Source organism: Rhizobium sp. KNZ2-6A, from assembly GCF_056755475.1.
Window position 1 is genome coordinate 1 of record NZ_JBNDIC010000106.1, and the last position, 4,490, is coordinate 4,490.

Annotated in this window: 6 protein-coding genes; 3 read left to right on the plus strand and 3 right to left on the minus strand. The window is 55.5% G+C overall.

All coding sequences use genetic code 11. The features are described from left to right. Positions 1–202 precede the first annotated feature (202 nt). The 3 genes from ACPYOP_RS32460 (at position 203) to ACPYOP_RS32470 (ending at position 1,856) form a co-directional block, all read left to right on the plus strand. Complete coding sequence (locus ACPYOP_RS32460) at positions 203–1,111, plus strand: LysR family transcriptional regulator (RefSeq protein ID WP_481414305.1); 909 nt, start codon at positions 203–205, stop codon at positions 1,109–1,111. A gap of 161 nt (positions 1,112–1,272) precedes the next feature. Further along, the gene (locus ACPYOP_RS32465; RefSeq protein ID WP_481414306.1) at positions 1,273–1,554 is read left to right on the plus strand and encodes a type II toxin-antitoxin system RelE/ParE family toxin; all 282 of its coding nucleotides are present in this window, start codon (positions 1,273–1,275) and stop codon (positions 1,552–1,554) included. Next, on the plus strand, positions 1,554–1,856 hold the full coding sequence (locus tag ACPYOP_RS32470) for a HigA family addiction module antitoxin (protein WP_481414307.1): 303 nt from the start codon (positions 1,554–1,556) through the stop codon (positions 1,854–1,856). The genes ACPYOP_RS32465 and ACPYOP_RS32470 overlap by 1 nt, the downstream gene beginning before the upstream one ends. A gap of 451 nt (positions 1,857–2,307) precedes the next feature. On the opposite strand, the gene ACPYOP_RS32475 is transcribed toward ACPYOP_RS32470, so the two are convergent. The 3 genes from ACPYOP_RS32475 to ACPYOP_RS32485 all read right to left on the minus strand — a co-directional run bounded on the left by ACPYOP_RS32475 (position 2,308) and on the right by ACPYOP_RS32485 (position 3,888). After that, a complete protein-coding gene (locus tag ACPYOP_RS32475) occupies positions 2,308–2,451 on the minus strand; it encodes a hypothetical protein (RefSeq protein ID WP_481414308.1) in 144 nt (47 codons plus the stop codon). Positions 2,452–3,220: 769 nt separating this feature from the next. Further along, positions 3,221–3,646 carry a type II toxin-antitoxin system VapC family toxin gene (locus ACPYOP_RS32480; protein ID WP_481414309.1) on the minus strand — a complete coding sequence of 142 codons (426 nt, stop codon included), beginning with the start codon at positions 3,644–3,646 and terminating at the stop codon, positions 3,221–3,223. Next, positions 3,646–3,888: a type II toxin-antitoxin system Phd/YefM family antitoxin gene (locus tag ACPYOP_RS32485; protein WP_481414310.1), complete on the minus strand. Its 243-nt coding sequence runs from the start codon at positions 3,886–3,888 to the stop codon at positions 3,646–3,648. Before ACPYOP_RS32485 ends, ACPYOP_RS32480 begins: the two co-directional genes overlap by 1 nt. Between the last annotated feature and the right edge of the window lie 602 nt (positions 3,889–4,490).

The following is a 4,490-nucleotide window of genomic DNA, read 5'->3' on the forward strand; positions in this document are numbered from 1 at the left end:
AAGAGACAGGTATTATAAATACTTATAATCATAAGTAATATTCGCGTCTAACCGAGATTTATACTTTGCAAGCAGGTCGTCAATCTATAAGGTGCTCTTAATTTCAATAAGCGCAACTTATATGCCTTTGCCCGATGCCACTGGAGATTTGCCTCTTAGTAGACAACAAGGTTTGGGCCGAGCAAACGAACGGGCCCAAGGGATGGTCAGTAAAGCCACGACAGGCGTGACGCTGCGACAGCTGCAGATTTTTCGCGAGGTTTTGCGTACGGGCTCGGAACGGCTCGCCGCGAAGGCTCTCAAGATCTCCCAGCCGGCCGTCAGCCAGCAGATCAGGCAGCTCGAGTTGGTGGTCGGCTTCGCATTGTTTGTGCGGGAGAACAATCGATTGTTACCGACGGACCGTGCCTGGGATCTGTTGCGCAGTGTCAACGGTGCGCTGCAAAGCGTCGATCGGATCGAGAAGTCGATTGCTGCCTTGCGCAACGAGGAGGAGGGATCCCTAAGTCTGGCTGTTCCGGGTGTTTTCTGTTTGAACGCCATTCCTCGTGCCATTCGTGCCGTCCGGCAGAGCAATCTCTTGTCGTTTCAAGTCAGGTCTGGCAGCTATCAACAGATCGCAGAGCACGTTCTAAACGGCAGGGCGGACCTCGGCGTTTCACGCCTGCCGCTCGACGAGCGCGCCTTCGAGTGGGCACCCGCCGCCACGGCTCGGAATGTCTGCCTGTTTCAGGCGGGGCATCGGTTAGCAGCTAAAGAGATAATTACGCCGGAGGATATAATCGGCGAGGCATTGGTGGACATAGAACCTCAGTTCGCTGCTCATCAGATGAATATCAATGCCTTGCGATATAGTGGTGTGGAGCCTGATATAGCCGTGGAGTATGATGCAAACGGCCATGATGTGGGATTCGTCGCGGTGGGCATCGGAATTTCGATCGTCAATAGCCTGATTGCACGGGAATATCGGCAGTTTGGCCTGGAGTTCCGGCCGTTTGAACCTGGCGCCGTCTATCACTATGTGGTGTTCTGGCAAAGAGGACGTCAGCTCACCAGCGGCATGCGGCAGACCATGGATGAACTGCTTTCAGTTTTCGAAACTTCGATTTAAAATTGAAGTACGCGGCGCGCGCAATGTGACCTCCGCGCTTGTGAATCGCGGGACGGTCAACGCGGTACAAAGTTCTCGCGATCGCGGTCCCGGCTCGCGATCATCGTCATGTGTCAATCATGAGTTGACGCACTTGGCGTCTGTCGTCTATAACACGACACATGGAAATCGAGAGCATCAAGCACAAGGCCCTGCGAAACCTCGTTGAAAAAGGCCGCGTGAAAGGTGTCATCGAGGCCGATCGCGTCATCGACATGATCGCATTTATCATTGCGGCTTCCGGTATTGACGAACTCGGCGTCCCGCCAAACTTTGGTTTCCACGCCCTTACAGGGGATCGAAAAGGCGTCTATGCCATGACGGTCACCAAGAACTGGCGGTTAACATTCACTTTGGCAGATGATGACACCATCGCTAATCTTGATCTGGAGGACTATCACTGATGGCTGTCAAGATCCATCCTTCGATCCACGTTCATCCCGGCCCTTGGCTCAAGCGCCAGATCGTGGAGCCGCACGGCGTCAATGTGAAGGCGCTCGCCGAGCATCTCGACGTTTCCCGCCAGAACCTGAGCAATGTTCTGAACGGCCATACCGCTCTATCGGCGGAAATGGCGATCCGTTTCGAGAAAGCTTTTGGATTGCGGGCGGAAACGCTCCTACGGATGCAGGCTGCTTATGACCTCGCGCAGGTCAGAGCCCATGAGAATGACATCAAAGTCGCACGGTTGCCAACGGCGGCATGATCTTCCCCTGCGAGAGCAGCTTCTTCCCGCCCATCCAGCGAGGAATTTTGGGCCGCTCTCGCGCGAACGGGGGAGTGGATATAAGGAAGTTGAAAGCCGATACGCTCAAGGCGAATGGGCGTCGCTGCAATCTGGGCAAATATTGATGATGAGCGTTCTAAGATCCCAATGCTAACTGCTTACGAAAAGCGCGGCGGGCGAAATGTGACCTCTGCACTTTTCGATCGCGTAATGCTCACAGCGGTATCTCACAGAGCACCGCTAAGACCTGCATTTCCATCGGATGTTGCCGAGCGTTGGTTTCCAAACCTTTATCCGAGGAATGCGGGAGCAGGGATGCAAAGACTTATCACAGATTTTATCTATAGTTGTGTGCAATCTGTGGTTGTTTCGCACGTAAGATAGATTATGGAATTGAAGCGAAATCAAAATGCCATCAAAACTCGTGCTGTCAGGCTGAACTTTTGAAGAATGTATCACCGGGCAGTTGCAGATTTCGCGCTCTATCTTCGATCCGGCCTTCGAGCATATCGAAGAGCCGGGGATCATCGGCACCCGCATCGCGGGCTTCACCGTTCGCATTCAGCGAAACCATCCGACAATCATCCGCCCGAAGGTTTGACCGCGGCCGACCGGCAAAAGGAGGTAGAGGTGTACGATACCCCATACAACTTGAGTGGCAGCTCCACCGTTTGAGTCCGTCGAGGATATCGATGAGGCAACCGTCGAGATACGCGTCGGGTATGGACGCGCCACCTCCGACGTCGACGAGGCCTAACAGGAATGGGGTGGCTTCATATTCACGACCACACGGGGCAGCTTGACGAAGAAGCGAATGATGCCGCTTTTTCCAGCCGCTTATAGATCGGAGATGTTAAGGGGAGGACCTGATTCGGCCCTTCTGAAATTTGCGCTTCTGAATCTCGTCTTACGAACCGTTCCATGCGATCGGCCGAATGAAAATTTTGCCGGGCATCTCCAAGTCGTGACGGCGTGAGCCTGTGTGCTGGCATCGACTCCTGGCGTAGCATTTGCTCTCGCTGGGAATAATGTACCGTCCTTTGACACCCTGTTTGACGATTTCTCGCCCACTATAAGGACGTTCCGTCAGCCTCGAATCCAGTCCTCACCGCCGCCCTTAAGCACGCGACTAATATTCTGATGCTTGTATTCGATCGAGCAGCGCAGCCGATCGATCACCGCCTACATCAAGCGATCATGCTCGGCCTTGCTAAAGTGCCCCCAGCGATGTCGCTCGCGAGCATTACGAAATAATCTGCAACGATCACGTCGTTCTGCGTATCCGTCCAGTCATCGAACATGGCGGCTCACGAGAAGGCCCCGACCAAGCTGGAGAGGCCGGATTATGCCAGCAACTGCGCCGGCACACCGAGCGCGGGCCCGGCCTCGGCAAGCCGCTGGTCGAGGGTATGCACCGTAGCGCCATGCTCCGAGGCGACAGCAAGATGCAGCGCGTCACCGGCGCGAAGCCCCAAGGTGTGCTGATCGGCAAACCTCGCTGCCGCGCGAAAGTGCCCGCCTGTCACGGGCAGCACCGTAAAGCTCTCGGTAACAAGCTTGTTAAACATGGCCAGTGCGGCCGCACGCTGTTCCAAGCCAATCTGTCCGGTTCGCAGCTTGATCGCCATGGCCGACGACATCTCGGTGACGGTCCAATCGCTGATCAGGAGTTGCGCCGGATCCTGTTCGGCTAGCCAAGCCTGAACGCGAGGCGTCATGGCTTCATTGGACAGCGCTGCAACGATCAGCGACGTGTCGAGGTAAAGCATCAGTAGCGATCGCCATCCCGCATCGACCGCACGAAATCAGCAGCGCTCTGGGATTGCGGCGGCATCGCTGCTGTTAGCGATTGGAGCAGCTTGGCATCAATAGGCTTGCGCGGCCATGCCACGGCGGTGAGTCGAGCGACCGGCTTGCCGTGACGGGTGATGTCGATCGAATCGCCTGCTTGGACCCGGTCGACCAGTTCGCTCAGATGGGCTTTAGCGTCCGCCAGATTGATAGCATCCATGTCGTGCTCCTGACCATATAAATAGTCATATAGCGTGTCGGGCATAAGAACTCAAGCGGCGCCTCGTTACATGCTCTTTGTGAGACTGGAGTGGTCGACAAGCCACCCGGATTGAAGGTTTTGACGGCACGTCCTTATCGCTCGCCGGCATCATGGTCACGGGCCTTTGCGCAGCGTGGGTCCACTGTTTTTGAGGTCACTCGTGTCTCCGCCTGAATCGTTTATGAAGAAATATAAGGCGATAGATACTGGCGATTGGAAGGGTCCCACACGTAGCAGTTCGGCAATATCGGGCTCTGCGAGGACGCGTGCCGGCCGCGAGCAAGGCGGTCGTTGACCAGGAGGAGCACAGCAGCACCGCGGCTCGTTTTTCAGCTCGGCCTCGAGAGCGAGCGGAGATGATGACGGCTTCTGCGGGCCCGTTCCTAGATTCTCCGCCAGCCAGGGTTGTTGGACTGAATTGATGCCACTGGCTGATATCGTCTCGTGCGTTTCTATCGGAGCAATTTCAGGAATAGGTTGACCGGCATTGTAAAGTTAACCGAGAAGAAGCCGGACAGTGACATCTGCCGCGTGCATCGCTCATGCCAGTGCGATTTTCG

Excerpts from the sequence above, each read along its gene's own strand:
- ACPYOP_RS32470 (WP_481414307.1), top strand. The coding sequence starts at position 1,554 with ATGGCTGTCAAGATCCATCCTTCGATCCACGTTCATCCCGGCCCTTGG.
- ACPYOP_RS32475 (WP_481414308.1), bottom strand. The coding sequence starts at position 2,451 with ATGGTTTCGCTGAATGCGAACGGTGAAGCCCGCGATGCGGGTGCCGAT.
- ACPYOP_RS32460 (WP_481414305.1), top strand. The coding sequence starts at position 203 with ATGGTCAGTAAAGCCACGACAGGCGTGACGCTGCGACAGCTGCAGATT.
- ACPYOP_RS32465 (WP_481414306.1), top strand. The coding sequence starts at position 1,273 with ATGGAAATCGAGAGCATCAAGCACAAGGCCCTGCGAAACCTCGTTGAA.
- ACPYOP_RS32485 (WP_481414310.1), bottom strand. The coding sequence starts at position 3,888 with ATGGATGCTATCAATCTGGCGGACGCTAAAGCCCATCTGAGCGAACTG.
- ACPYOP_RS32480 (WP_481414309.1), bottom strand. The coding sequence starts at position 3,646 with ATGCTTTACCTCGACACGTCGCTGATCGTTGCAGCGCTGTCCAATGAA.